At 70.3% G+C, this 26,098-nt stretch carries 16 protein-coding genes and 5 pseudogenes; 8 read left to right on the plus strand and 13 right to left on the minus strand.

The genetic code is table 11. The features are described from left to right. Positions 1-434 precede the first annotated feature (434 nt). From ACF08M_RS38945 to ACF08M_RS38960, 4 genes are all read right to left on the minus strand, one after another. Positions 435-1,352, minus strand: coding sequence for an NADP-dependent oxidoreductase (locus ACF08M_RS38945; protein WP_392190039.1), 918 nt, complete (start codon positions 1,350-1,352; stop codon positions 435-437). Positions 1,353-2,198: 846 nt separating this feature from the next. Next, complete coding sequence (locus ACF08M_RS38950; RefSeq protein WP_392190040.1) at positions 2,199-3,242, minus strand: helix-turn-helix domain-containing protein; 1,044 nt, start codon at positions 3,240-3,242, stop codon at positions 2,199-2,201. Between the two features lie 11 nt (positions 3,243-3,253). Next, positions 3,254-3,511 carry a hypothetical protein gene (locus ACF08M_RS38955; RefSeq protein WP_392190041.1) on the minus strand — a complete coding sequence of 86 codons (258 nt, stop codon included), beginning with the start codon at positions 3,509-3,511 and terminating at the stop codon, positions 3,254-3,256. Between the two features lie 1,103 nt (positions 3,512-4,614). Then, on the minus strand, positions 4,615-5,031 hold the full coding sequence (locus ACF08M_RS38960) for a hypothetical protein (protein ID WP_392190042.1): 417 nt from the start codon (positions 5,029-5,031) through the stop codon (positions 4,615-4,617). A 139-nt stretch (positions 5,032-5,170) separates the two neighbouring features. Here ACF08M_RS38960 and ACF08M_RS38965 point away from each other — a divergent pair, with 139 nt between their 5' ends. Further along, complete coding sequence (locus ACF08M_RS38965) at positions 5,171-5,338, plus strand: hypothetical protein (RefSeq protein WP_392190043.1); 168 nt, start codon at positions 5,171-5,173, stop codon at positions 5,336-5,338. Positions 5,339-5,427: 89 nt separating this feature from the next. On the opposite strand, the gene ACF08M_RS38970 is transcribed toward ACF08M_RS38965, so the two are convergent. Further along, entirely contained in the window at positions 5,428-5,772 is a 345-nt protein-coding gene (locus ACF08M_RS38970; protein ID WP_392190044.1) for a hypothetical protein, read from the minus strand. A 316-nt stretch (positions 5,773-6,088) separates the two neighbouring features. Between ACF08M_RS38970 and ACF08M_RS38975 the strand changes: the two are divergent. Next, positions 6,089-6,807 (plus strand): annotated as a pseudogene (locus ACF08M_RS38975) (IS6 family transposase). A 208-nt stretch (positions 6,808-7,015) separates the two neighbouring features. On the opposite strand, the gene ACF08M_RS38980 reads toward ACF08M_RS38975, so the two are convergent. Then, positions 7,016-8,635: an MFS transporter gene (locus tag ACF08M_RS38980; RefSeq protein WP_392190045.1), complete on the minus strand. Its 1,620-nt coding sequence runs from the start codon at positions 8,633-8,635 to the stop codon at positions 7,016-7,018. Positions 8,636-8,819: 184 nt separating this feature from the next. On the opposite strand from ACF08M_RS38980, the gene ACF08M_RS38985 reads away from it, so the two are divergent. Beyond that, positions 8,820-12,155 (plus strand): BTAD domain-containing putative transcriptional regulator, encoded by a 3,336-nt coding sequence (locus tag ACF08M_RS38985; RefSeq protein ID WP_392190046.1) that lies wholly within the window; start codon positions 8,820-8,822, stop codon positions 12,153-12,155. Here ACF08M_RS38985 and ACF08M_RS38990 read toward each other — a convergent pair. The 3 genes and pseudogenes from ACF08M_RS38990 to ACF08M_RS39000 form a co-directional block, all read right to left on the minus strand. Continuing rightward, positions 12,146-12,625, minus strand: a complete 480-nt coding sequence (locus tag ACF08M_RS38990) for a DegT/DnrJ/EryC1/StrS family aminotransferase (RefSeq protein WP_392190047.1) — start codon at positions 12,623-12,625, stop codon at positions 12,146-12,148. The genes ACF08M_RS38985 and ACF08M_RS38990 overlap by 10 nt on opposite strands. Positions 12,626-13,142: 517 nt before the next feature. Then, positions 13,143-15,034: pseudogene (locus ACF08M_RS38995) on the minus strand (Helicase associated domain protein); the annotation flags it as partial. Further along, a complete protein-coding gene (locus tag ACF08M_RS39000) occupies positions 15,022-15,369 on the minus strand; it encodes a hypothetical protein (RefSeq protein ID WP_392190048.1) in 348 nt (115 codons plus the stop codon). The pseudogene ACF08M_RS38995 and the gene ACF08M_RS39000, both read right to left, overlap by 13 nt. Positions 15,370-15,713: 344 nt before the next feature. Here ACF08M_RS39000 and ACF08M_RS39005 point away from each other — a divergent pair. Further along, positions 15,714-16,216, plus strand: a pseudogene (locus ACF08M_RS39005) (nucleotide sugar dehydrogenase); the annotation flags it as partial. 322 nt (positions 16,217-16,538) lie between these two features. After that, the gene (locus tag ACF08M_RS39010) at positions 16,539-20,306 is read left to right on the plus strand and encodes a S8 family serine peptidase (RefSeq protein WP_392190049.1); all 3,768 of its coding nucleotides are present in this window, start codon (positions 16,539-16,541) and stop codon (positions 20,304-20,306) included. A 107-nt stretch (positions 20,307-20,413) separates the two neighbouring features. On the opposite strand, the pseudogene ACF08M_RS39015 reads toward ACF08M_RS39010, so the two are convergent. The 3 genes and pseudogenes from ACF08M_RS39015 to ACF08M_RS39025 form a co-directional block, all read right to left on the minus strand. Then, positions 20,414-20,578: pseudogene (locus ACF08M_RS39015) on the minus strand (acetyl-CoA carboxylase carboxyl transferase subunit alpha/beta); the annotation flags it as partial. Positions 20,579-20,756: 178 nt separating this feature from the next. Next, a pseudogene (locus tag ACF08M_RS39020) lies at positions 20,757-22,024 on the minus strand (IS701 family transposase). A 168-nt stretch (positions 22,025-22,192) separates the two neighbouring features. Beyond that, positions 22,193-23,473, minus strand: coding sequence for an erythromycin esterase family protein (locus tag ACF08M_RS39025; protein WP_392190050.1), 1,281 nt, complete (start codon positions 23,471-23,473; stop codon positions 22,193-22,195). Between the two features lie 322 nt (positions 23,474-23,795). Between ACF08M_RS39025 and ACF08M_RS39030 the strand changes: the two genes are divergently transcribed. The 3 genes from ACF08M_RS39030 to ACF08M_RS39040 all read left to right on the plus strand — a co-directional run bounded on the left by ACF08M_RS39030 (position 23,796) and on the right by ACF08M_RS39040 (position 25,856). Continuing rightward, the gene (locus ACF08M_RS39030) at positions 23,796-24,128 is read left to right on the plus strand and encodes a hypothetical protein (protein ID WP_392190051.1); all 333 of its coding nucleotides are present in this window, start codon (positions 23,796-23,798) and stop codon (positions 24,126-24,128) included. Between the two features lie 255 nt (positions 24,129-24,383). After that, on the plus strand, positions 24,384-24,749 hold the full coding sequence (locus ACF08M_RS39035; RefSeq protein WP_392190052.1) for a hypothetical protein: 366 nt from the start codon (positions 24,384-24,386) through the stop codon (positions 24,747-24,749). 126 nt (positions 24,750-24,875) lie between these two features. Continuing rightward, positions 24,876-25,856, plus strand: a complete 981-nt coding sequence (locus tag ACF08M_RS39040; protein ID WP_392190053.1) for a helix-turn-helix domain-containing protein — start codon at positions 24,876-24,878, stop codon at positions 25,854-25,856. Between the two features lie 149 nt (positions 25,857-26,005). Here ACF08M_RS39040 and ACF08M_RS39045 read toward each other — a convergent pair. Further along, a partial coding sequence (locus tag ACF08M_RS39045; protein WP_392190054.1) for a transposase occupies positions 26,006-26,098 on the minus strand: 93 nt, incomplete at its 5' end.

Genomic DNA, 26,098 nt, shown 5'->3' on the forward strand with positions numbered 1-26,098 from the left:
TCCCGAACACCCACCGTCACCCTCGCCCCATGAACGGGACCCACACCCCCAAAACCGACAGCGCGGGATTGACGAACGACATAGAGGCACCCCCCACGACTTGATGACTTAACTGCATGAGGTGTCTTTGCCCCCGACAGCCGTGGAGAAGAGGTCTGCTTCGAGTCCGGTGGGGATAGGGCGCCCCCGGCCCCGGCGAGTGTCTCAGCACATGGTGAGCTGCTCGTGCTCGGGTAGGTCGAGGTGGACGATCCGGCTCTGGGGAAGGACGTCGGCAAGCTCGCGCGCCCCGGGTCGGGGACGAGGCCGGTGTGCCGGGCCCATCGGAAGGCTGCTGCGGGCACCTTCAGGCGCTTGACGGCCTGGCCCGCGTCGTACTCGGTTCGTCGATGAGATCACCTCTCGCTCGTTTGCCGGGCCCGCCGCCCGAGTCCCTACGGACGAACGCGGATGACCGTCTTCCCCTGGCGTCGCTCGGCCGGGTTGAGGGCGGCGACGGCATCGTCGAGGGTCGCGACGTTGCCGATGTTCGTGCGCAGTCGTCCGTCCCGCACCCGCTGGACGATCTCACCCAGTTGGGCACGATCGGACTCGACAACGAAGTCGATCGCCAGGCCGTGGGCAGGCCGCGCCTCGGGCGGCCCAACGACGGTTACCAGTGTTCCTCCGGCCCGGATCAGGCCTGCGGATCGCTTCTGGATGTCGCCGCCGATGACGTCGAAGACCAGGTCGACTTCGCCGATGTCTTCCAGGGTGTCGTTGTCGAGGTCGACGAACTCCATTGCGCCGAAGTCGAGTGCCTTGTGACGGTCAGCGGCACGTCCGGTGCCGATGACGTAGGCGCCGGCCTCTCGTGCGAGCTGCGTCACCGTCGACCCGACTGCGCCGGCCGCGCCGTGCGCGAGGACGCTCTGCCCCGCCTGGAGGCGGCCGTGCTGGAACAGTCCCTGCCACGCGGTGAGGCCTGAGATCGGCAGGCTAGCGCCCGCGGTGAAGCCGACGTCGCCCGGCAGCGGCGCGAGGTTGCGTGCCTCGACGGCCGCGTACTCGGCGAGGGTGCCGTCGCGATGCCAGTCGGTGAGGCCGAACACGCGCTGTCCCACCGAGAGACCCGTCGTGCCGTAGCCGAGGGCGGTAACCACTCCGGCCAGCTCATGTCCGGGGACCGACGGTGTTCGGTCGCGGTCGAGGCGATCGGCCCAGGTCGAGGGCCACGCCATCTCGGTCGGGACGAATCCCGACGCATGAATCTGAACGACGACATCGTTTATCGCCGGCTCCGGCTCGGACCGCTCCGTCAGCGTCATCCCGGCCGTTCCGGCGGCCTGGTCCGTCACCACGATCGCTTTCATTTGGACACCTCCCTGTATCAGTCCTCGCCCGCACGGCGCCTACGGCTCATGAGTCTTAGTGGTGTCAGACCTCGGCGTCTTACCCCGCTGATCGGCACAGTTGTGGGGCGAGGACATCGTTGTCAAACGCCGCTTCGAACCGGCTCACCGCGTCCCCCGGCACAGGCGCACCACTGCCGCATCTGCTCCGCCCATCGCGGGAGAGTCGGTGATCGCGTTGTTCGTGTCCGTTGGAGGGGGCAACTGTCATCCGGTTCCGGTCGATGCTGGTCAAGTCGCGTGTGCACACTGGCATGGTCACTGCTCCTCGGCTTGATCGCACGGCGTTAGGCCGGTTGCTCCTGCAGCTTCGGAAGCCGCCGGTCTGGCCGACGGTCCCGACTTTCGGCCAGCGACTTCCCGGGGCCTCTGTGCACTTCGCTCGACCGTCAGATCCAACGACCGACCGCAGCCTGTGTCATGCCCACTCCGCCCCCAGTTCTCGCAGCGCGTCCATGTTCAGGAGCGGTTCTTCTGATCAGTAGTTGGTGGCCTGGCCCGCACTGATCAGTTTGTGGTGCGGCGGCGGGCAGGGGATTGCAGAGCGCCAGTAGCTGTAGTGATCGCAAGTGCTGTGCTGGGGCAGAGACCTGACCTGCGGGTTTGTCAGTTAGCTGGGTGGGTGATCAGGTCGTGTCATCTGTGCCGTGCAAGGTTCAGATTGAGTGATTTTTGGTATGCGGCGGCGCTTCGAGTTCGCTGGCGGCGTTGCCTGGCCAACGCTGCTACCGCTGTGTTCGCGGTTTACACCGCCTGTGCCGTCGGCCGTGCCGCCAAGGGCTGGCCGACGGGTGGTCGGTGGTGTGATCAGGACGCTGCCCGGAGGGCGTGTGGGGGGTGCGGACGGGGTTCGGTCCGGGCGGTGGGGTGGCCTCCGCTGCCGGGTGGCCTGTGCGATGGGATGCCCGCGGCTCCGTCCGCCGGAGGCCGACGGGGCGGGTTGGACGTGCTTTTGACCTCGATCACCGTGTACTTGCCGTCGTGCACCGCGAGCATGTCCGGCTGCCAGGACGCCGGAGCGTATAGCGTCTTTCCGTTGCGGGCGGCTTCCGACGCCAGGTAGCTCTGCATGCCGCTGGCGATGGCCTCCTCGAGCGCGGCGGGCGGCAGCAGTTCGATGAGCCGCCCCCACACCTGGTCACTGGCCCGGGCGCCCGGCCCGGCGCCTGGCGGGGCCGACCCGCTCGTAGGGGCGGACGCCGTGCGCAGCAGGCGCCTCCACGCGACCTGGCGGTCCGGGGCCGTCCACTCCTGCGGCGGCCCCTGCGCAGCGGTGGCCGCGGCTGAGGTGCTGCCGGCCTTGGCAAAGGCGGCCGTCCACGCGGTGTGCTTCTCGGGCGGGATGCCGCAGCCGGTCAGGAACGCCTTCAGTTGCTGCTCGTCGGCAGGGATGGCGTCGCGGTTGACGATGCGGGCAGCGCTGCTGACCGGCAGGGCGAGCGGGTTGCCCGAGCGGTTCCGGATGTCCCGCAGACTCGGTGCTCCGGCCTGTTCCCACACCACTTCCAGGGCCCGGCTCAGGTCAGCGGCGTCGCTGATGAACTCGGGCCGCGGGGCGTGCATCTGCGCCAGCCGGCCGCGTTCCTCGATGCGCGCGTGCCGCCACAGCTCGCCGGCGTCCCGTACCGCTCCCGGCCCGCCGCCGCAGCCTTCCACGTAGGCCTCGATCGTCGTGTGCTTGGCCACCACGGCGCCGGAGGCCGCCCGCTTGAGCGTGGCTGGCGATAGTTCTGTGAGCCGGGCCAGTTCCTGGTAGGTCATCCCGGTCGACTGCCGCCGCAGGCGCAGGTACTCGGCCAGTCGGCCCCGGGCGGGCCGGCTGTGGTCGACGGGGTTCTCTCGGCGTCCCATCCAGCGGCCTCCTACCTCCCGGCGGCGGCGCGCAGCACCGCGCCGGCCAGCGACGTCAGGCGGCGGCCGCCGCCGACGGCCATGACCGTTGCCGCGCCCAGGGCGCCGCAGCCTCCCAGCAGGATGAAGATGTCCTGCAGGGGCATCCCGGTGACGTGCAGAGCACCGCCCAGGACGGGGAAGGAGACGGCGCTGAAGGCCTGCGGAGCGCCGAGCCGGGATGGGGCGTCCGGCGGGGAGGGCTCGGTGGGGGTGGTGTCGGACGGCATGCGAAGTCCTTTCGGCATACCCGGGCCCCAAGGGGGCGGCGGACCGGGCGTGGAAACTGCTACTGGCTGCAAGTCCCATGTGCACAGCGGCGATTGGCGTCGCTTGCTGTGTTGGGCGTGCTTCCATCATTCCACTGCGGGGACGTTCCCCGCAGAGCGATCCCTGACCGCAATATTCGGTATGGCCTAAATAGTTCTTTTTTGGTTCGCTGGTGTCCAAGAGGGCGGTTCTCACTCCCTCGCCCCACGTCTGTGCCTGACCAGCACCGATGTCACGCCGCCGCGACTGACGACCGCCTCACCCACCGGGATGGTTCATGCGCGTCCATGCTCGGCTTGCCGCAGTCCCTGTTTATGAATGATGGTGGGTCGCAGAACACCACGAGGCCGGTCTTCCCGGCCCGCGAACGTCCTTGACTGCTACTGGCTGCAACCGATGCCGACAGGGACACCGGCAGAGCCCACGTTGGCGCGTGGCCTGCCCGCACCGAGCCGGCACCCGTCACGCGGGCGCCGGCTTCGTCGTCACCGAGGCCGCCGCCCTGCGTCGGGCCCGAGCCGAGAGGGCCGGCCAGGACGTGGCTGTGCCGCGGTGCCTGGAGCAGACGGCGTGACTGGCGGAGGGTCAGGCGCTGGTCTCCGGCCGCACCCGAGGATTAGCTGTTGCCGGGAACCAGCCGGAGTAATGACTCTCTCCGGCGTACCGTGAGCGCTTTCGACGCCGCGCCCGGGCTGCCCGTGTCCGCGGCGCAACCGGACGTGACACCCCGTCAATCCGGACGCCCTACTCAGGAGATCCGACCGTGACCGAAGTCGCTCTGGACGAGTCCCCCTACGAGATCCACACCGACCAGCTCACCCGCGCCCAGGCCGACACACTGTACGGCTTCCTGAAGGAGCGGACCCGCGCTCCTGGCCGAGCACGAGACCGGCACCGAGGAGCACCGCGCACTCCTCGCCCTGGACACGGCCGTGGACATGACCTACGACGACATCACCGGGTACTTCCGCTACGAGACCGACCTGGACCGTGACCTGGCGGAACTGCGGGAGAACTGGAAGCGCCTTCGCTGGTTATCCTTCCCCTGGCGGGACACCCCCGGCTACGACGACGCCCTCTGGCCCCGGGCGAAGTACGTCCCCCTGCGAGCAGGGGAGCCGCTGAGGGCGACGCCCAGAAAGAGCTGCTCCAGGCCGCCGCCCAGGCCGGCGAGATCCGGCAGAAGGCGTTGGCGCAGCTCGCGGCCGTCCGCAGCGAGGACGGCATGCCAGCAGATCCCGAGGACATAGTCATCGCCCACCGGATGCTGGAGGCATACTTCCAGCACTACGAACGGATCGCCGCCGAACACGACGCCCCCGCCATTGGGTGCGAGATCGCCGACCAGCGGCGGGCCTGGGCCAAGGGACGGCGCATGATGGGGGCATGGCGCGACCTGGCTGCTCAAGTTCGCCACCGAGGGGGAACTCAACTCGATCATCCAGAACTTGCAGGGCAACGGGTTGGCGGAGGAGATCACCCAAGCCACCCTCGAGCGCGCTGCCGTGAAGCGCTGGCTGACCTCGCAAGGCCACGACATCAATGAGGACGAGGTCCAACCACAGTGACCACGGAACTGCAGTCGGGGTGACCGCCCGTCATCCGATGGAGTCCGGCACGTGTTCTCGCATCCGAAGGACGAGAGCTACGACGTTCTGCAAGACGAGTTCCGCGCGAAGAACCCGTGGTTCAGCCACACGCGGCTCGATGGTGAGACACACTTCCCGGGCGTCGAGCTGCCGCGTGAAGTGGCCGCGGAGATCGAGGACTTCCTCGCAACGGAGTGACCTCGTTCCACCAGGCCATTCCTTACCCGAACCCGGGTGCTCCGCCGGCCCAGCGGCCGGCGGAGCACCCGGGCCTGCGGCGGAGGTGGTCAGACGATGGCCAGTCGCACCTCTGCCTCCTTCCCCGGGAAGGTGAAGGCGAACTGTTCCCGGACACCCGAGCTGCATGCCTTCTTCGCCTTCTGCGTGCCACCGCCGACGACGCGAACGACGGCACACTTGCCGTCCATACGGGTGTCCTCCACCCAACCGGACACCCGTACGCTCTTGTTGGTGCAGGTCAGGCTCCACGAGGCCTGCGACCCGTCGATCTTGGCCTCCTTGGACGTGTTGCACGTGGCGGCATTTGCCTGGCCGGCGGCACCGACGGCCAGACCGCCGGCGAGCACGATCGCCGACAGGAGGGAGGTGAGGGCCTTGCGGGCAGTTGGCATGGTGCACTCCTTGAGGAAGAAACGAAGGGCGGACCGCGCGGAACTCCGGACGCGTACCTTCGGTGACCTCCAACGAGGGAGGTCCGTCCGGGACCGTTCGGCGCAGCATCAGACTGCCCCACATGAACGGCCGGGAAGGCCCGCCGGCGTCTGCCTTTGTAGGCACGTGTATGCAGGGCGCTGAGCTGCGGATATGCTGCAAGGCAGCGGACCGGAAGTGTCCGGGACCCGGCAGGGGTGGGTGTTCACCAGCACTGTCACGTTGACTGACCGGGTGGGATGATCTTCTGGTTGGTCATGCTGGGAGGGGGCGTCCGTGGACAGCGCGCCGCCGTCGTGCAAGGGGCACCGGTATTTGGTGGAGATCATCGCGCGCTGCGTGTGGCTGCACTTCCGCTTCCGGCTCAGCTTCCGCGAGGTCGAGGAACTGATGCTCGAGCGCGGCGTGCTCGTCTTCTATGAGACGGTCCGCCGCTGGTGCGCCAAGTTCGGGCAGGCCTACGTCGGCGCGCTGTGCCGTCGGCAACCCCGGCCCGGTGACAAGTGGCACCTGGACGAGGTCTTCATCAAGATCAACGGAGAGCAGAAGTACCTGTGGCGGGCCGTGGATGCCGACGGCACCGTCCTGGACATCCTCGTACAGAACGGCGGGACACCGCTACGGCCAGGCGGTTCTTCCGCAGGCTGCTGAAGAAGACCCGTACGGTGCCCCGGGTGGTCGTCACCGACAAACTGTGCTCCTACGGCGCGGCCCACCGAGAAGTCATACCCTCGGTCGAGCACCGCTCCCACAAGGGCCTGAACAACCGGGCAGAGAACAGTCATCAGCCGACGAGGCAGCGTGAACGCGCGATGAAGGGCTTCCGCAGTACCGGTGAGGCCCAGCGGTTCCTGTCCGCGTTCAGCGACATCTCACCGCACTTCCGGCCCCGCCGCCACCTGATGAGCGCCCCCGGCTACCGAGCCGAGATGACCATCCGCTTCGCAATCTGGGACCAGGCCACCGGCGCCGCCAGCCAGCCCTCCGAGGCCTGAGCACCGACCCGAAACCCGGCCCCCGCCACGCCCCGACGCGCCGTCAGAGACCCACGCACCCAACAACGTGACAGCGCCCTCCGTCGCGTTGCGGACCAGTTGTTCTCGTGTCGTCGTCTGAGCCGTCAGCACCGTGTCCTCTTTCTCGGGTGAAGAGATCCGGATGAAGCGCTTCGAGCATGGCAACGGGGCCCGCACCCGCACATCTTCAGGATTGCGTAGTGGCACTTCCGACCGTGCTGGGCTCCGACTTGCCAGCCGTCTCGTCGGCCGTGCCGTCGGGCTGCTGTTCACTCTCCGCGCTGGGGCGTACGTGCCGCAGCACCACGACGGAGAGCACGGCGAAGGCGACCATGGCGACGGCGGCCGAGAAGGCGACGATGTGCAGCCCGCGGGTGAAAGCCTCACGGGCGACGGACAGCAGGTCTTCCCCCGCGGCCCCGGGGAGACCGGCGGCGGCCTGCGAAGCGCCCGAGAGGCTGTCGCGCGCGGTGTCGGCGGTGCCCGCCGGAATGTCGGCGGGCATGTTGTCGTCCATCCGGCCTCGGTAGACGGCCGCGCCGACGCTGCCCAGGACGGCGATGCCCATCGCGATGCCGAACTCGCCGTTCGTCTCCGACATCGCCGCGGCCGAGCCGGTCTTCTCGGGAGGTGCGGAGCCCACGACCAGTTCGGTGCTCAGCACGCCCATCGGGCTGGTGCCCGCGAACGCGATGGCGTATCCGGTCACCACCAGGGCGATGCCGCCCTTGTCCTCGACCTGGGTGATCAGCAGCAGGCCGACCGCCGTCACCAGCAGGCCGATGGCGATGGCGTAGGCCGGCCGGATGCGGCGCGCCAGGTCGGGCGCGGCCAGGTTGCCGACGATCGCCAGGGCGAAGGACGGCACCAGCCACAGCCCCGCCTCCAGCGGGGAGAGCCCCGCCACCTGCTGGAGGTACAGGGAGACGAGCAGCGTCACGCCGCCCATGGTGGCGGAGCACAGCAGGGCGACGCCGAGGGCGGAGCTGAGCGTGCGGTTCCGGAACAGCCGCAGGTCCAGCAGCGGGTTGGCCAGCTTGCGCTGCCGCTGGACGAACACGACGCCGATGACGACACCGGCGAGGAGGGGCAGCAGCGTCGTCGCCGCGAATCCGTCGGTGGCCAGCTTCTTGGCCGCGTAGATGACCGGCAGGATCGTGGCGAGGGAGAGCACGACGCTCGGCAGGTCGGTCCTGCCCGCCGTCGGGTCGCGGTGCTCGGGCAGCAGCAGCGGGCCGAGGATCAGCAGCAGCACCATGACCGGCACGCCCAGCAGGAACACCGAACCCCACCAGAAGCGGTCGAGCAGCGCGCCACCGGCGACCGGGCCGAGCGCCATGCCGCCCATGAAACAGCTCATCCAGACGCCGATGGCCGTGCCCCGCTGCTTGGGGTCGTGGAACATGTTGCCGATCAACGCCAGCAGGGACGGCATCAGCGTCGCCCCCGAGATGCCGAGGACCGCGCGGGCGGCGATCAGGGTGTTGGGGCTGTCGGCGTAGGCGGCGAGGGCCGATGCGACGCCGAAGGCCGCGGCGCCGAACAGCAGCAGCTTGCGCCGCCCGATGCGGTCGCCGAGGTTGCCCCAGGTGATCAGGAACCCGGCGATCATGAAGCCGTAGATGTCCGTGATCCAGAGCTGCTGGGTGGCGCTGGCGCCCAGGTCCGCGCTCAGGTGGGGGAGGGCCAGGTTCAGCACGCTGACGTCCAGGGACAGCAGGAGCGTGGGCAGGGCCAGAACGCCCAGGCCGATCCACTCCCGCCACCCCGCCCTCGCGGGAGCCTCGCTGGTCGTGTTCGTATCCATCACTGAACCTTCCGTCTGCTCCGTCAGGGGACCGAGCGGGGCCCGGCAGTTTGTGGAGGCACCGGGCAGACGCCAGGGGAATTCGCGGCTGCCCGATGCCCCTCCCACCCTGCCCAGCAGCGCTTTCGGAGCACTGTCGGACGGCATTCGCTCCCCTGTCGGACGGCACGCGATACCGTTGCCCATGCGTTTCGGTGTGTTGGGCCCGCTCTCGGTACTGACCGAGGACCATCATCCGGTCAGGATTCCCGAGCAGAAGATCCGTGCTCTGCTGGCCGATCTGCTGGCCCACGGCGGGCGCCCCGTCTCTACCGACCAGCTGGTGCACGACCTGTGGGGCGACGCCCCTCCGGCCAACCCGGTGGGCGCGCTGCAGATCAAGATCTCCCGGTTGCGCCGGGTGCTGGAAGAGGCCGAGCCCGGCAGCAAGAACCTGCTGGTGTCGCTCGCGACCGGATACGCGCTGGAGGCCCCCGGCGACGCGGTGGACGCCAGCCGGTTCGAGACGCTGGTCGAACGGGCCCGGACGGCTCCGGAGCCGCGGGGACGCGCGGCCCTGCTGACCGAGGCGCTCGGGCTGTGGCGGGGGGCGGCGTTCGCCGACTTCGACGATCAGCCCTTCCTCCAGCCTGCGATCACCCGTCTGAGCGAACAGCGCCTGTCGGCCTGCGAAAACCAGGCCGAGGCCCGGCTGGCGCTGGCCGAGCACCAGGCCCTGACCGGGGAGCTCGGTGAACTGGTGGGCCGGTATCCGCTCCGGGAGAGGCTGCGGGCCTCGTACATGCTCGCCCTCTACCGATCGGGGCAGCAGGCCGAGGCGCTGGCGACGTACGAGGAACTGCAGCGGCTGCTCGTCGAGGAGATGGGGCTCGACCCGGGCGCCGAGCTGGCCGGTCTGCACGGGGCGATCCTGCGGCAGGACCCGGCGCTCACCCCGATGCCCGGTTCCGGCCCCGGCAGCGCCCCGGTGACGCCCGCGGGCAGCAACCTGCCCTCCCCGATCACCGCGCTGATCGGCCGGGACACGGCCGTCGCCGAGGTACGCGCCCTTCTCGGGGCGGGCCGTCTGGTCTCCCTCATCGGGCCCGGCGGAGTGGGCAAGACCCGGCTCGCCCTGGAGACCGCGAGCCGGTCCGTCGGCACGTTCCCCGACGGGGTGTGGCTGGTGGAACTGGCCCCGCTGGCGCGCTCCGGCGTCCCTGAGCAGGCGGAGCCGGCGACCGAGTCGGTGGCCCAGGCGGTGATGGCGGTACTGGGGGTGCACGAGGCCGCCGCTGCGGACCCCGGGGCCGCCGAGGGAGGCAGGACACCGGCCGGGCAGCTCGCGGACTATCTGCGGACGAAGCAGGTCCTGCTGGTCCTCGACAACTGCGAGCACCTGATCGAGGCCACCGCGGCGCTGACCGAGACCCTGCTGCTGGCCGCGCCCGGCCTGCGGATCCTGGCGACGAGCCGGGAGCCGCTCCAGCTCGCGGGCGAGGCCCGATGGCCCGTGCCCCCGCTGGAGCTGCCCGACCCCGCGGACGACGCACGCCCGGAGGCGCTGGAGCGGTCCAGCGCCGTACAGCTCTTCGTGGCCCGCGCCCGCGACATCGTGCCCGGATTCTCGCTGACCGCGGACAACGCCCGCGCGGTCTCCACGGTCTGCCGCAGACTCGACGGCATCCCGCTCGCCCTGGAGCTCGCCGCCACCCGGATCCGTGCTCTGGGCGTAGGGGGCCTGCTCGCCCGGCTCGACGACCGATTCCGGCTGCTGGCCGCCGGGTGCCGGGGAGCCGCTCCGCGTCAGCAGACGCTCCGCGCGGTGATCGACTGGAGCTGGGAGCTGCTGACCGAGCCCGAGCGCATCGTGCTGCGCAGGCTGGCCGTCCAGGTGGACGGCTGCACGCTGGAGGCGGCCGAGGCCGTGTGCGGCGGCGAGGACGTGGCGGCCCGGGACGTGCCGGACCTGCTGGCGCGGCTGGTGGACCGCTCCCTGGTGGTGGCCGTGGAGCGTGTGGGCGGCCACCGCTACCGGCTGCTGGAGTCCGTCGCCGAGTACTGCCGCGAGAAACTGCGGGAGGCCGGGGACACCGAGCCGGTGCGGCGTCACCGGCGCTACTACCGGGAGCTCGCCGAACGGGCCGGGCCGCACCTGTACACCGCGGACCAGCAGGGGTGGCTGGACCTCCTCGACACGGAGCGCGGAAACCTGCGCAGCGCGCTCACCGGCGTGATCCGGGACGCGGCCGAGAACCGGGCGGGCGCCAGGGACGCGGCCCTGCGGTTCGCGAGTTCACTGGCCTGGTACTGGTTCCTGCGCGGGCGGCTCCGCGAGGGCATGCGACAGCTCGGCGCGGCCCTGGACGCGACGGCCCCGGACGGCGGGGAGACGGAGCCCGTGCCGGGCGCCGTCCGCGCGGTGGCCTTGGCCTGGCAGGCCGGTTTCACGGTGCTGTCCGGGGACGCGGCGGACGACGGACCCAGGCGGCGGGCGGCACAGGCGCTGGACCGGGGGGACGACGAGCCCGCCGACCGGGCGCGGGCGCGCTGGTTCCTCGGCTTCATCGAGAGCGACTTCGGCGATCTATCGGTCAGTGAGGAACTCGTCGGCGCGGCGCTGGCCGCCTTCGACGGGCTCGGCGACCGGTGGGGCACGGCGGCGGCGCTGGGGACCCGCGCCAAGCACGCGATGGTGCGCGGGGATCTGGCCTCGCTCCGACGGGACGGCGAACGCAGTGCGGCGCTCTTCCGGGACATCGGCGACCGCTGGGGGTACCTCCAGGCGACGGACTCCCTGGGCAACCTGGCCGAGATCGCCGGCCGTTACGAGGAGGCCACCGAACTGCACTGGACCGGGCTGCGCACCGCGCAGGAGCTGGGCCTGTGGTCGGAGGTTTCCAGCAGGCTCTCCTGGCTCGGCCGGGTGGCGATGCTCACCGGCGAGTTCGAGCAGGCCAGGGAGCTTCACGAGCGGGCGATCCGGCTCGCCAGGGAGCACAGCTTCAAACCGGGGGAGATCTTCGGGGAGATGGGGCTCGGGATCGCGGCCCGCAAGGCGGGAAAGCTGGAGATGGCCGAGACACATCTGCGGCGAGTGCTCGACTGGATGCCGCAGGAGCGGTCGGGACTGGGCAACACCCTGCCGCTGGCGCTGATCCTGCCCGAGCTGGGGTTCATCGCGGAGGCGCGGGGCGACACCCGGGCCGCGCTGGCCCTGCACCTGGAAGGCCTCGACGTCGCACGGCAGTTGGCGGGGGACCCCCGGGGGGTGGTGATCGCGCTGGTGGGACTGGCCGGAGTGCACGCGCAGCTTGGCCGCCACCGCGATGCCGCGCGGCTGCTGGGTGCGGCGGCCGAGGCTGGGGAGGCGACGAACGCTCCGCCGGCGCCGGCGGAGCGGGGCGACGTCGAGCGCATCACCGCGAAGGTCCGTGGCGCCCTCGGCGACAGGGCCTACCGGGACGCGTACGCGGACGGCCGCCGGGCCGACCTCGACGAGCTGAGGTCGGTGGCCGGGGACCTGCCCTCTCAGCCCTGAGCCGGCGGATCCCCGGCGGCCCGGCACTCCCGTACGGCGGCGGTGAACTCCCTGACGACGGTGTGCACTTCGTCCTCCCGCAGCGCCTGGTGCAGCGGCAGCAGCAGCGTGGTGGACCAGGCCTCGTCGGTGCCCGGCAGGACGGAGGGCGGCCCTCCGTAGCGGTAGAGCGGGACGTGGTGCAGCGGCATGTAGCGGAAGGTCGTGTAGATGCCGCGCTCCAGCAGCGTCTTGGCGACCCGGTCGCGGATGTCCTCGGCGAACTGGACCCAGTAGAAGTAGTGGGTACTGCGGTGCCCCGCGGGCGGACGGGGCGGCAGCCGCACCCCGTCGAGTCCGGCGAGCCCGGTGTCGTACACCTCGGTGAGGGCCGAGCGCCGGGCGACGAATCCCGCGAGGCGGCGCAACTGTACCTGCCCGATGGCGGCCGTCATGTCATTGCCGATCAGGCGGCGCCCCAGGTGCTCCACGTCCAGCCCCCACCACCGGTCGGCGCCCTGGGCCGCGGTGGTGAAGGTGCGATCTCTCGGTTTGGTGTCGGTGTAGTGAGAGTCAGTAGTGCTGGTTTGGGCCTGTGGTCTTTCAGCGCTGGTCAGTGGGATGTCGGTGGTGGGGTTGTCACTGTCGTAGGGCGAGAGATCTGGGTGGGGGATCGCTGTCGTGGGGCTTTATCTCATGGCAGGTGATGCTGTCTCAGGTTCGATAGTTCTGATGCGGTCGGTGGTGGTGTGCCGGGTTTGATCGGGGGATGAAGCGGGACACAGGAACCGGACTGAGGCGCCCGGCGTGCCCCGGCCGTTCCTGGCCCTCGCTGCGTCGTCGCCCGCCTCTGTCCCTTTCCGCTCCTCGTGCACCGGCCCTGCAAAACGGGTGTGCAACAGAGCCCTCGTTGCACACCCGGCATGTCCGCTCGCAGGTCGGCGCACGACACAGCACCGGACCCCGGTCCTCGCGGCCCAGGGTCCGGTCACAGCGCGCTGGAAGTGGTCAGGGACCCTCCGAGGCGGCCTGGGGAATCGTCACCGGGACCGCCCACTCAACTCCGAGCTCGGCAAGCGCTGTCCGCTGCTCCGCGCTGAGCTTGTCGCGCCTCGATTTGGTGTTGGAGACCCACACGCCCAGCTTCACGATCACCGGCTCGGCCTCGCCGTCGACCGCGATTTCCTCGCTGTGGCCGCGCGGCACCGCCCGGCCCGCACCTTCCCGCTCCACCTACTGCCCAAGGGCCTCCAGACCCCGCTGGAACGCCTGCCGCGCCTTGCTTGGGCGGGCCGCCTCCGGGGCGGGGGCCGGGGCCGCAGCGGCCTTGATGCCGAGCGTGGTCAGCCGCTCCTGCTGTTCGGGCAGGAGCTGTGCCCAGGTGCCCGGTTCCTGCTGCCGCCAGCGCCACTTGCCGATGCCGTCGCCGTCCATCAGCACGCCGGGCTGGATGTCGGGCAGGCTGCCGTCGGCGTCGACGAGGTCGGCGAGGACGCGGTAATGGCGCTGTCAGCCCAGGGGCCAGGGGCAGTCCCAGTCCGGGTCGATCGCCGTCAGCTGCGCCGCGCGTACCCGGGCGCGTTCCGGGTCCTTGCCCCGGTCGTTCTTCGCGCCCTTCCGGCGGAGGTTGGCGATGTGCTGTCCGATGGGCACCATCGCCTGGACCTCGCCCCATGCCGCGTCCTGACGCGGTGCGAGGTGGCCGGTGGCCCGCCGGTAGGACCGGAGCGCGGCGAGTTTGGTCTCCCAGGCTTCCTCGCCGGGTTCCCAGACCATCCCGGCCTCCGGCGCGTCCAGAGGACCTTGCGCCGGTCCTCCAGCTCACCCGCCCGCAGTGCCTTGCGCTGCTGGTGCACCCACCGCCCGAGGGGGAAGTCCTTCGTGACGCCGGCCTCGGCCTCCGTGTCATAGGGCACGGCGTAGACGCCGGTGATCTCGTTCTCCGCTCGCCAGCGGATGAGGGCCTGGTAGCCCTCCAGCCACACCAGCGACTCCGGCCGGTAGACCCGGGTGCGCAGGAAGGCCGCGATGGTCGCCGCGTCGCGCGGGCTGGAGAAGTGCAGCAGCGCCGCTTTCGCGGCGGCCTGCGTGTCGCCCTCCCCGCCGGCCCCGACGATCTGCCCGTCCTCGTCACGACGGACGTGCACCTTGCGCTTGCCGCTGGTGAGCGCGCGGGAGGCGAGCTGCTCGACCAGGCGCTCATCATGCGAGCGCAGGCCCTGGAGCACGGCTACGAGCGGCTTGAAGCTGGCGGAGGCGACCATGTCGGTCGGGTCCTCGCCGGGCTCCAGGAACACCAGCACGATGATCCTGGCGATCTTCGTGCTGCCGTCGCGGTTGACCCGGAGCGCGCGGCCGATGTTCTGCACGATCTCCACCTGCGAGCCGCGGGTGTCCGCGAAGCACACGGCCTCCACACCCCACTCGCCGGTGATGTCCACGCCCTCCCCGAGCATGCGAACGCTGGCGAGGAAGGCGCGGTGCACCCGGCGCCCGGCCGCGTCGATGCCGTTGGCGAACTGGCGCAGGGCCTCGCGCCGCTCGGTGACGAGGTGGTCGCCGCACAGCCACGCCGACCACACCCGGTCCGGCGGGACGTGGCGGCCGGCCTCCAGCTCGTAGAACTCCGCGTCGATCGAGGACTTCGGCAGCTTGTCGGCGGCGGCCAGGTCCTCATCGGAGGCATCGTTGACGTACAGCTCGGCAGCGGTCTCCGGCAGCTTCTCCGCGAACGCCGCCTCCTCCTCCACCTTCTGGTGGAACGTCATGACCGTACGGAGGTTGTACGCCGCCGCGTGCTCCAACAGGGCGGTCTGCAGGAGCGCCAGGCGCCGGCCGCGCCGCGCCTCCTCGGACTCCCCGAGGACAGGGGAGGGATCGCCGATCTTCAGGACGTCGAGGTGCGGCGTTCCATCGCTGTTCGCAGGGCCTCTCTGAGGGCGGGCACGGAACTGTGTGGGCCGAGCGGGAGCACGCCGTCAGCGGTGAGCGGCAGCCAGTTGGGCCAGTCGTCGGCGCGGACGATGTCTGCGGGCAGGCCGAGCGCCTCGGCGATGTAGACCTGGGATTCCTCGCTGGGTCTGACGCCGCGCTGCCATTTGCGTATCCGTGCCACGTCGGTGCCTGAGCGCAGGCCACGCCGGGCGGCCGCGGCTTGGATGCCGGCCACGAGTTCCCTCGTCGTCATGCCGAGCGCGATGCGCGCCGCAGCCAGCGGGTGGCGTCTCTTTTCCACCGCTTCAGTCAATCACTCAGCGCACAGAGTCGGTTACTGCTTAGCGAAGGCGGGACCTCCCCAGGGCCCCCGTCAACCCGTCGACCGGGCCGACCAGTTGAACCCATTCTGTGATGTGCCGGGCGGCGGTCTCTTCCGGAACGGGAGGGGCTGTGACGTCACCGTGCCTGGCGGTGTCACGGGAGCAGGTGCCCGGGCTCGTCGTGATGCGGGCCGGTCCCCCGCGGCGGTCGTAAGGCCGGCGGGGAGGGGCGGCCCTTCGGTTCTTCGATCTTGAGGAGCGCCATGTTCAGTGTGTCCACACCAGCCGGTACGCGTGTGATGCGAGTTCCCTTCGAGTCGTGGTGGTCGACCAGGGCTACGTGGGTCTGCCTCTGGCGGTGCGCTCCGCTCAGATGGGAAACCGCGTGGTGGGGTTCGACACCGACGCGCGCCGGGCCGAGGAGCTGGCGTGCGGCAGCACGCCCATTGAGGACGTCGCCGCGGCCGAGTTGGAGCCACTGCTGCGGGACGGCGCCTACCGGCCCACCGCGTCCCCGGACAACCTGGCCGGGTTCGACGTGGCGGTGATCGCGGTGCCGACGCCGCTGCGCGACGGTCCCCCGATCTGTCGTACGTGCTCGCGGCGGGCCGGGCGGTGGGCCGCTACCTGCGCGAGGGGGCGCTGGTGGTGCTGGAGTCCACCAGCTATCCGGGCACGACCGGCACCATCCTGGGCCCGGTGCTGGAGGAGGTCTCCAGGCTGCGGATGGGCCGTCAGTTCGCCCTGGGGTTCAGCCCGGAACGGATCGACCCGGGCAACCGGGTGTGGACGCTGACCACCACGCCGAAGATCGTCAGCGGGATGAAGGAAAGCCGAGTACTGAGCTGGTGCTCGCCCGGCAGGCCGCCTGCTGATCAACCACCAGCCGGACCACCAGGCCAGCACGTCCCCACCTCAATTGCTCCCAAGGCCGTAAGCCGCCCATCGGGCCGAACTCCGGACGGCACTTGTGCTGGCCATCCAATTCGCAATCCACGTGCGGCCGTGCATCGCAGCGGACGCTGGCAAAAAGGCGCCATGCCCATTCCCGCCAGGACCCGTTCAGGTCCGTGCGCCACAGACCCCACCACACTCTTCGCAGCACTCGGGGATCACCCCCTCCCGGGTCCGATGAAGAGAGGGCTCCATGACCAGAGTTCCCCGGAGACGCAGAGCCGGGCTGTTGTCGGCCTCACTCGCGCTCGTCCTGCTCCCGGCCGGTACGGCAGGGCAGGCCGTCGCGGCCGGACCGGACGGCGGCGGCCAAGCGGCCGCGCACACCAGCGCCGAAGCCGCCGCACGCCCTACGACCACCGCCCACGCCACCCATACCGTCACGCTCGTCACCGGCGACAAGGTCACCGTCACCGACCTCGGCCAGGGCAAGAAGACCGTCAGCGTGGACCGCCCGAAGGGTGCCGCCGGCGCCGTCCGCACCGAGACGACGAACGGCCAGATCACCGTCGTCCCGGACGAGGCACTGCCGTATCTGAACGCCGGCACCCTCGACGCGCGGCTGTTCGATGTGAGCGAGCTGATACGCCAGGGCTTCGCCGATGGAGACAAAGGCGCGGCGGACGGACTGCCGTTGATCGTCACTTACGGCAGGAGCGCGCGGTTGGCGCCGAGTGTGCCGCAGGGCGCCGAGAAGGTGCGGTCCCTGCCCAGCATCGGCGGCGCTGCGGTCCGCGCCGGCCAGGAGCGCGAGTTCTGGCGGTCCGTGGCCCCGCAGGCCGCCAAGCCCGCCGCGCGTGCGGCGACTTCGGACGGCGCGCGCTTCGCCGACGGTATCGAGAAGATCTGGCTCGACGGGCGCGTCAGGGGCGAAATGGCCGAGTCCAACGCGCAGATCGGCACGCCCCAGGCCTGGGAGTCCGGACTCACCGGCAAGGACGTGAAGGTCGCCGTGCTGGACACCGGTATCGACGCCGGGCACCCGGATCTCACGGGACGTATCTCCCAGTCGAAGAGCTTCATCGAGGGGCAGGAGGTCGCCGACCGCAACGGCCACGGCACCCATGTCACCTCCACCGTCGGCGGTACCGGTGCTGCGTCGGACGGCAAGGAGAAGGGGGTCGCCCCGGACGCCACGCTTTCCGTCGGCAAGGTCCTCAGCGACCAGGGCTTCGGCAGCGAGTCGCAGATCATCGCTGGGATGGAGTGGGCCGCGCGGGACGTGCACGCCAAGGTCGTCTCGATGAGTCTTGGCTCGTCGGAGCCGAGTGACGGCACCGACCCGATGGCGCAGGCCGTGAACACGCTCTCCAAGGAGACCGGCGCCCTCTTCGTCATCGCCGCCGGAAACTCCGGCGCCCCCGGCTCGATCGGCTCTCCTGGTGCTGCTGACTCCGCGCTCACCGTCGGCGCCGTCGACTCCGCTGACCGGGCCGCGTACTTCTCCAGCCAGGGTCCCCGCATCGGCGACAACGCGCTCAAGCCCGACGTGTCCGCGCCCGGCGTGGGCATCCTCGCCGCCCGCTCCCAGCTGATCAGCGGCAGCGGCTACTACACCTCGCTGAGTGGTACGTCGATGGCGACGCCGCATGTCGCGGGCGTCGCCGCGCTGCTCGCCCAGAAGCACCCCGACTGGAATGGCGCGCAGCTCAAGGACGCGCTGATGTCGACCTCGAAGCAGCTCGGCGCGTCCGCGTACGCACTCGGCGCGGGCCGGGTCTCCGTGCCCGCCGCGATCACCGCGCGGATCACCGCGACCGGCAGCGCCGACCTGGGCTTCTACAGCTGGCCCTATGCGGACAACAAGCCGGTGACCAAGACGCTCACCTACGCCAACTCCTCGGACCAGCCGGTCGAGCTGAGTCTGGCCGCGCAGGGCGCTCCCGACGGCGTCGTCTCGCTCGCCGACGCGAAGCTGACCGTGCCCGCGCACGGCACCGCGTCCACCACGGTGACCGGTGACGGTGCGAAGGCTGCCGTCGGCAACACCAGCGGACAGATCGTGGCGAGCGCCGACGGCGCCCCCGTCGCGCACACCGCCTTCGGTCTGGTGAAGGAGGACGAGCGGTACACGCTCACCGTCCACGTCAAGGACCGCGACGGCGCCGCGACCGCCGCACTCCTCACTCTGCAGCAACTCGTCAAGGGCAGTGACCCGCTGCCGGCACAGGTCGGCGACTCCGGCACCCTGAAGCTGCGGCTGAAGCCGGGCACGTACAGCGTGACGACCTTCCTCAAAGTGCGCGGCAGCCACGGCGCCGACTCGCTCGGCCTCGGCTTCCTCGCCGCCCCCGAGGTCATTCTCGACCAGGACCGCGAAGTCACCCTAAACGGACGGCAGCTGAAGGAGATCAGCGCCAAGGTCGACCGGCGCACCGAGACCCGGCAGCTGGTCATGGAGTACGACCGCAAGGCGAACGGCGCCGACCTGCTCGGCGCGGTCCTGGTGCCTCCGACCTACGACAGCATCTTCGCCGCCCCCACCGACAAGGTCACCGACGGCACCTTCGAGTACCGCACGGTCTGGCGGCTCGGCAAGCCGCTCTTGGAGGCCGAGGCGGGCGACAGGCCGCTGGGCGACGCCACTGTCCAGCCCGGTAGCGCCCTGACCGACGGCCGCAGCACCGTGCCGGTCGTCGACGCGGGCGCCGGCGCGCCCGCCGACTACGCGGGCAAGGACGTGCGCGGCAAGGCCGTCGTCGTCCACGCCACCGGCGCCATCTCGCCGGTCGCGCTCGCTCAGGCGGCCCAGGACGCGGGCGCCAAGGCCCTGTTCGTCACCGACGACCAGCCGGGCCGGCTGATGGCCTGGTTCGGCAACGCCGACTCCACCAACCGGTCGTTGCTCGTCGCCACGGTCAACGCCGCGGACGGTGTCCGGCTGATGGCCGCGGCCACGGCCGGCAAGCGCGTCAAGCTCACGACCACCCGCAACACGCCCTACGTCTACGACCTGTCCGACAGCCACCCCGGTGCCATCCCGGGCAACCTGGCCTACACCCCGAAGAAGAGCAAACTCGCCCGGCTGGACGACACGTTCTACGCGGCGAAGCCCGCCCAGGGCGGGGAGTTCCGCTACTCGATCAACGACACCTTCCGCATCGGCCTGGGCTTCCCGGAGCGTATCGACTACCCCGCCGAGCGCACCGACTTCGTCACCACCGGCCCCGGCGAGAAGTGGCACGAGTCCGTGACCACCGGGCCCGGTGTAATCGAGGAGCGCAGCGGCCTGGTCACCTACCGGGCCGGCACACGCAGCCGGGTCGACTGGTTCAAGCCCATCTGGCACCCCTGGCTCGGCACCGGGCTCGGCTGGGGCCAGCAGCGGGCCGGGAACCTCCTCCAGTTCAACACCCCCGGCTGGGGCGACTCCGGACCCGACCACACCGGGTTCGGCGACGTGTGGAACGACAAGTCCATCCAGCAGACCACCGAGGTCTACGTCGACGGGGCGCGCGTCGACCGGCGCACCGGCTCGGCCGGGTACGTGCGGAACGCCGATCCGGCCGAGCACACCTACAAGGTCGTCACCGACACCGCGCTCGACCCCGCGCGCTGGAAGCTGTCCACGAAGGGCCACTCCGAGTGGACCATCAAGTCCGCCGCGACGCCCGCCGACAAGTGGACGTTCCTGCCGCTGCTCAACCTTGGCTTCAACGTCGACACCGACCTCGCGGGCGACGTCCGCGCCGGGCAGCGCCTGACCGTCGGGATCTACTCCGAGTACGTCAAGGGCGCGCCGGACACCGGGACCATCGGCGACGGCACCCTCCAGGTCTCCTACGACGACGGCCAGACCTGGACGTCCGTCGGCCTGGACCGCGACGCGAACAAGGCCGCCTGGCACGGCACCCTGAAGGTACCCGCCGACGCGCAGTACATCTCGCTGCGCGCATCCGCTCGCGACGACCGGGGCGGCCAGGTCACCCAGGAGATCATCCGGGCGGTCGGCGTGAAGTGACGCGCTCCGGCCGCTGAAGCCATGGGGTGAACCGCACGCGGCGCAACCTCGAATAACAGGGCGGCGCCGTCTCCGTGGGACCTGGGAGGCGGCGCCGCTCGTGCCGTTCAGCCCGCCGGTTCGACGATGCCGCGGACGACACCCAGCTCGACCAGGTCCTGCGGACGCAGCCCGAGCTCATCCGCGGTCCGCCGCACCTGGTCGGCCCGGCGTTTGAGGATCGCGGCGGCCAGTTCGGGCGCGATGACGGAGAAATAGCTGTCTGGCGTGGCCCCTGAACGGTGTCAGGGAATTGCTGGGGATGCCGGACGCCAGGCCGGTGCTGCGGCTGGTGTGAAGCACGCAGCCGACTCCGCTGTGTGTCGCTACAACACGCCGGTCAGTGCGTTGTCCTCCCACTGGTCGACGACCTCGAGGTAGCCGGTTAGTACTCCAGTACGGTTTCGTGATCTATCCAGCAGGTTCGTCGGCGGTCCGCCGTCGGTAGTGGCTGCGTCGGGCTGTTGCCTGGTGGCGTCTGCGCCAGATGGACCAGTGCAGCAGCCTGGCCGCAGTCCCGGCCGGTGGGTTGAAGACGGCAGCGAGGAGGCAACGGATCTCCGGGACGGTCAGCGTGATCAGATCGCTGCTGCGGGCGGGCTGGTGTGTATCGGCAGTCCGTTGCGGTGCAGCGTCGGCGACAAGGGCGGTCAGGAAGGCCAGGGCGAGCATGGCGAGCGTGATGTGCCGGTGCCAGGAGGCCCAGTGCCTCACTTGGTAGTGGTCGAGGCCGACCTGGCCCTCGGCGGCCTGGAAGCACTCCTCCACGCTCCAGCGGACACCGGCGACGCGGACCAGTTCGGACAGGGGCACTTCGGTGGGTGACCAGCACAGGTAGAAGGCGAGTTCGCCGGTGGACCGGTTGCGTCGGATGAGCAGATGCCGATGGTTGCCGGTGCCGGTGTGGATCCAGGCCCAGTCGTAGTAGCGCGGGCCTTTCGCGCCGTTGCCGGCGCTGTGCCGCTGCCAGGCCGTGGCGGGCAGGCGGCCGGCGACGGTGTCCGCGCGGACAAGGGTGCGGCCGTGGTTGATCCTGACCCGCATCGAGCAGGCGACGGCCATCACGTGGCCGACGCCGCGTGCTTCGAGGGCGGCGCGGAGCTGGGGGTCCTGGCCGTAGGCTTCGTCGCCGGTCACCCAGGAAGCGGTGATCCCGGCGTCCAGCGCGGCTGTGATCATCTCGACGGCCAGGCGGGGCTTGGTGGCGAACTGCACCGTCTCGGGTATCCCGGCCGCGGTGGGGCGTTCGGGATCATTGGACCAGGAGTGTTCGGGGAGGTAGAGCCGTCGGTCGATCAGGGCCCGTCCCCGGCTGGTGGCCAGTGCGAGGAACACGCCGACCTGGGTGTTCTCGATGCGTCCCGCAGTGCCGGTGTACTGCCTCTGCACCCCTGCCGGGGACCGGCCCTTTTCAGGAAGCCGGTCTCGTCGACCACGAGAACGGCGCCGTCGCCGCCGAGGTGTTCGGCGGCGACGGCACGCAGGTCGTCGCGGACCACGTCGGCGTCCCAGCGGGCATGGCGCAGCAGGCGCTGCGTCGGTCCGGGCCGGGTATGGCCCGCCTGTTCGGCCAGCTGCCAGCAGTTCTTCCGTTCGACGTTCGACAACAGCCCGAGCAGGTAGGAGCGGGCGGTCGCCCGCGGCTCAACACGGCCGAAGCGTCCCGCGATCCGGGCCATGACCTGGTCGAACATCGCCCGCCAACGGGCAGGGTCTACGCTATGGCCTGCGGCCACCGCACGATCTTCAGGAGTCCACACAACCCTCGATGATCACGCGGTGGCCATACCCGTTCCCAGCCGGGTCCGCGACAAGATCGCGAAGTCAGACTGGCCAAGGGAGTTCGCTCACGAGTCCACCGACGGCAGCACGTGCGAGCAGGTAGAACGGGCGACGAAGGCGATGCCGTCGTAGTCCTTCGCCGGCACGAACGGTGCCCTGTTGAAGCGATAGACGAACCGCGGCACGCTGGCACCGAAGCTGCGCTGTGCCTGTGGGGCAAGCCGCCACGGAGCAACTTCGGGCGACGGACCAGCGGTGCGCAGGTCGGCGTAGTAGTCACCTGGCACGGCATCCGCGAGCCGTGCCTCGATGGACCGGGTGCCAGTGCCGATGCGGTGTCGTACCGGTAGGCCCTGAACGTCGTTGCCGCGGCGGGCGAGGAAGGAGCCTTTGCCGAAGAGCAGAGCCAGCGCGTAGTAGGCATCGCCGTAGCGTTCGCGGAGCCTGCTGCCCATCGCAGGCACCCCCTCGCCATACATTCCTTTCGCGATGTGTCCGTTGTGCGCCCAGACCACGACGCGGCCCTCAGGGCTGTCGTCCACCAGCCGCGCCACGGCGTCGGCCATGTAGCGATCGCGCACGGCGAAAACACTGTCCTCCCCGGAGCACAGGTCGGGAGAGCGGGTCACCAGGTCGGCGGCACGCACGAGGATCCGCGCGTGTTCCAGGACTTGGTCGATATCGTCCGTCGATTCAGGGCCCCTGTCCACATGGTCCGGCGCGGCGCGCCGCGCGAATTCCTCCCGATGGTCCGCGAGGAAGCCTGCGAGTTCCTCGGCACGGCGCATGAGTGCCTGTTGTGGGTCGGGCCGGGAAGCGGGGTGGGCCTGCGCCAGCATCTTCAGCTCCGGCACGTCCGCCGCAGGCGCAGGCGCCACCCGGCGCAGGAAGGCGGCGACCGCCTCGACGGAGTCGGCGCAACGCTGCGGGTCCACGCCGACGAAGCGGACCCGCCGGTCCTCGGGCAGGCCACGATTATGCTCACGGAGCCACTCGACCAGATCGAGCATCTCCTGGGTGCGCCAGGTCCAGAAGCCCAGCCGGGCCACGAGCAGCGCGGGGTCACCGGTGCCGTGCCGCACGTATGCGTCCAGGGCGCAGGCGGCGGACGCGCTGGCCTCCATGGCGAAGGTGGTGAATCCCGCCTCACGCACCAGGAATTCCACGATCCGGTGCTTCAGCCGGAAGAACTCGCTGGTGCCGTGGGTGGATTCGCCGAGACCGACGATCCGCACCCCGCGCAGGATGTCATGCAGCGGTTCGAGATCGTCAGTGGGAGCGCCCGGTGCCAGCGTGCCGAGGGGTCGGGCGTGCTCGATCAGCCAGCGTGCGATGTCGTCGGGCACCGACGTGCCTCTCCTCCCCGCGCACGGCAGGGCGGCGCGCCCGTGCTGCCGCACCCGATCATGTGCCAGTTGTCCAGTTCCCGGCACGCTGTGAGGATGTCCTCAAGATCTCGCACGGCATCCGGTTGACCATGCTCAGAGTACGCACCTGCGACGCTGGCGACTGAACCGCCCAGGTTTCGGTGCCGCCCTGGACGTGCAATCCGGGAGCGGTTTCCCAGTCGCTCCTGACGCAAGATCACGAAGCCAGACTGGAGTATTAGGACCTTGGGGTGCGGAGCCGAAGATCCGGCTGGCCGAGCGGTGCGCTCTGCCCCGGTTGGTGGCCGAGAAGGTGAACCTCACCGGCGCGAGGAACGGTGCCGGTACGGCAGCCGACGCGAAGGCCCTGTCGATCGTGCGCGGCATGATCGCCGGGGCGGACAGCATCGAGGACCTGGACGTGCTCTGGCACCTGCAGTGCGTGGACGTTCCCGGCACGCGCACCGACTACGTCTCGACGCAGCAGGGAACGTCGTGGGTGGAGAGTGTGGCCACCGGGCCTGGGCTGGTGCTGATGTCGCAAGGGCCGAAGAGCGCGTACAAGCCGGGCTCACGGCAGGTCCGTGACTGGTTCGGGCCCGTGACGCGCCCCGCCAACGGCAACACCTACTGATGGTCACGGCGGTACAGCAACTTCCTGGCGTTCAACGTTCAGCCCTGGGCCGACAGCGGTGCGGGCCACGCCGGGGATATGCAGAGCGGCGACAAGGCGAGCTTGAAAGTCTATCAGGACGGCACACCGATCAAGACCAGCAACTCGCCAGGTCGCCACGCTCTACACCGTCCTGACCACGCCGTCGGTCTACACCTTCGGCCTGACCGCCGAACGCGACGCCGCCACCTACCGACTGTCCCCCAGACCCACACGGTGCGGCAGGTCAGGTCCAACCCGGTCACCGACCCGACGAAGATCGACCAGATGGCGGTGCTCCAGACGGACTACGGCATCGACACCGACCTCGCGGGCGACGCCCGCGGCGGCCAGCAGGCGCTCACCCTGACGCCGCATCACCTCAAAGGCTCGGTCGGCGCCGGGAAGATCCAGGGAGTCACGCTGTCGGTGTCCTATGACGACGGCGCCGCCTGGCCGCCGGTCAAGAGCGGCAAGTCCGGCACCTGGAGCGCCCGTTACGACTCCCCCCGCCCCGGCTTCATGTCGCTCAAGACCGAGGACTGGGACGACGCGGGCAACCACATCAGTCAGGAGGTGATCCGCGCCTACGGTCTGAAGTAGGCGGCTCCAAGCCGGGCGGGGCTGGCGCCCCCTCCGTCGTGTCACACCCCACCCCTGAGTGACTGGCGGAACGGCAGCCTCCGTAATCTCTCTGGGACTTCACTCGAACGACCACGAGGAGGCCCCGTGCTCTCGCTGTTCGGGCTTGGCCCTGCCGAGGAGGAGGTCTACCGCCTCCTGGTGGCCCGGGCCGGCGCCAACGCCGACGTGCTGGCAGCCGAGACCGGCCGTGCACCGGCGGAGATACTGCCACTGCTCACCACACTGGCCCGGCGCGGCCTCGCGGTGCCCAGTGCGGACGGCGAGCCGTCGGTGGCCACGGTCTTCACCGCCGCGCCCCCGGCCCTCGCGCTCGGTGGAACGTTGCGGCAACGCCGCGACGACCTGCGAGCCGCCGAAGAGGCCCTGCTCGCGCTCACCGAGGAGTACCGCAACGCGGCCGCTGGCGGCGGCATCGTCGAGGTCATCACCGACCCCCGCGCGGTCCGGCACCGCTTCATGCAACTCCAGGAGTCCGCCCGGCACGAGATCCGGGCGATGATGGTGCCGGAGACCACCGTCGTGCAGCGCACGCACAACACCGCCGAGCCCGCCGGTGTGCGCCGTGGCGTGCTCTACCGCACCATCGTGGAGCGCGACATGCTCGGCCAGCCGGGCGTGGTCGCCGAGGCGCTGGACGCCCTGGCGGCCGGACAGCAGGTCAGCGTCGCGGAATCGGTCCCCGTGAAGTTCATGATCGCCGACCGCGATGTGGCCATGGTGCCGCTGATCCCAGGCCGCCGTACCTCCCCCGCCTCCATCCTGGTGCACACCTGCGGGCTGCTGGAGGCCTTGCTCGCGTACTTCGAACTCGCCTGGGAGCGCGCCTACCCGCTCTCTCCCAACACCGTGGGCGGCGTCACCGAGATCCGACCCGACGGCCTGGACGAGACGGACGCCCGCGTCCTCGCCCTTGTCCTGGCCGGCCTCACCGACCAGGCCGCCGCCAGCCAGCTCGGCGTCTCCCGCCGCACCGTCCAGCGCCGCATCGGCGAACTCATGCTCAAGGCGGGGGCCGAAAGTCGAATCCAGTTGGGATGGATCGCTTCCCGCCGAGGGTGGGCATGACCAGCGCGCAGCACGCGGCGGCAACGCCAGCACCGCCCGGCTGAAGACAAGGGTTGCACCTATCTGTTGCGCCATCCCTGGTCTTGCGTGGGTATCCCCGGCTTCGGCCGGGGAGGGAAACGCATCTTGAGACCGCCTTGACCTGCACGTCAGAGTGGACGTTTTTGCTGCTCGATGTACTGACGGATCACCGTGAGTGGTGCACCGCCGCACGAGCCCGCGAAGTAGGAGCGGGACCAGAA

Source organism: Streptomyces sp. NPDC015032 (assembly GCF_043080425.1).
GTDB lineage: Bacteria > Actinomycetota > Actinomycetes > Streptomycetales > Streptomycetaceae > Streptomyces.